Here is a 516-nt window from a genome sequence, read left to right as displayed (position 1 = left end):
ATGCATTTGTTATAACCGTTTTTCCATGCGTGACAAATCCCAACTCTCACCATCAAATGATAAGCTATTAGTTACCTGCTCGAATTCTACAAAACCCAGTTTTTCGTAACATGAAATAGCTGATTTATTGTGGCTGAAAGCACCTAATGTCAGTAAATTAGCTTTGTAATTAACCTGAGCCTTTTCAATAAGTAGCTGTAACATGGTTTGAGCTAAATTCTGGCCTCGATATTCAGGTGAGATAAATACGCGACAGATACGAAATTCATTAACTGAAACTTGGTAAAGCTCCACAAAACCAACCGGATTATTCTCAACAGTAAATAGAAATGGAAACACCTGTAACTGCTTACAATGAGTTTCAATTTGTTCGTGAGTAAGAGGATATTTATAAGCTGGCCCGCCCCACAAATAACAAAGTTTTTCGCTATCTATCCAGGCAGTAAGCAGATCATAATCCTTATGTTCAAAAGCCTCTAATTCCATCATTTCCTCTTGAGGTTATAACGCCTGCAT

1 protein-coding gene is annotated in these 516 nt (G+C 37.2%); it reads right to left on the bottom strand.

Annotated features, from left to right (window positions below; translation table 11 throughout):
- Positions 1–9 precede the first annotated feature (9 nt).
- Positions 10–486, bottom strand: coding sequence for a GNAT family N-acetyltransferase (locus A6E03_RS04360; protein ID WP_065600240.1), 477 nt, complete (start codon positions 484–486; stop codon positions 10–12).
- Between the last annotated feature and the right edge of the window lie 30 nt (positions 487–516).

Origin of the sequence: Aliivibrio sp. 1S128, from assembly GCF_001691065.1 — a bacterium.
Taxonomy (GTDB): Bacteria; Pseudomonadota; Gammaproteobacteria; order Enterobacterales; family Vibrionaceae; genus Aliivibrio.
The sequence above is the reverse complement of the archived record's forward strand: the minus strand, read 5'-3'. Positions and strand labels throughout refer to the sequence as shown.